Source organism: Nocardia sp. 852002-20019_SCH5090214, assembly GCF_001665865.1.
GTDB lineage: Bacteria > Actinomycetota > Actinomycetes > Mycobacteriales > Mycobacteriaceae > Nocardia > Nocardia nova.
Window position 1 is genome coordinate 1 of sequence record NZ_LZMK01000155.1, and the last position, 879, is coordinate 879.

At 70.5% G+C, this 879-nt stretch carries 1 pseudogene; it reads left to right on the forward strand.

From position 1 onward, the window contains the following. Positions 1–16 precede the first annotated feature (16 nt). Positions 17–879 (forward strand): annotated as a pseudogene (locus A5780_RS13285) (hypothetical protein); the annotation flags it as partial.

The following is an 879-nucleotide window of genomic DNA, read 5'->3' on the forward strand; positions in this document are numbered from 1 at the left end:
CAAAGGTGCTCGGCGCGTGGTGGTCATCGCCGACCGCGATGCCCCCGGCTACCGCCACGCCTACCGGGTCGCCGAGTCCCTGACCGGCCTGGTGGGCGAGGTCCGGATCGTGCAGGCCGCCGACGGCAAGGACCTGGGCGATCACTTCGCCGCCGGTTACGAACTCGGCGAGCTGGAACCGGTTGCGGGCCTGGACTACCGCACCCCGATCACTTCCGCGGCCCGGCCGGAGGCCGGAGCCGTCCCTTTCGCGCAGGAGATCGCCGCGACGGCGGCGATCTCGGCACCCACCCCTGATGGAGGTTCTCTGATGACCGGAAATTCCACCCTCAACCTGTCCGGCCTGCACACCCCCGTCCAGCAGCACCACGACGAAACCCTCGACCGGATCGGCAGCCAGTTCGCGGTGATGCTGCGGGCACTGATGCAGGAGGTGATGAACCGAGCCACGGCCGGCATCACCGCCCGCCGCGCCGCCATCGAGGCCATGCAGATGCGGGAGGAGAAGGCCCGCCGCGAGCACGCCGCCCAGGTCGCCGCCGAGCGCAAGGCGGCCGAGAAAGGTCTGGAAGCGCTGCGCCGGAAGGGTTGGGATCGGCTCTCGCGCAACGAAATCGCCGCCGCGCTACGTGAGGCGGTGACCTGGTCGGAAGACTCCGAGGCTGCCCGCCGCGCGTCGGTGGAACTGGCCGGGCACATCCGGCAGCGCTGGGGTGTGCACGTCGACCTCGACGGCGGGCACGTCACCATCGATGCCGAGGTAACCCCGCAGCTGGCGGCGAAGATGGCCGCCGTCGAGCAGGAACGCGCCACCCAAGACCGTCTGGCCACCGCCCAAGACCGCATGGTCGCGATGATCGCCGCCGAGGACATCGACGA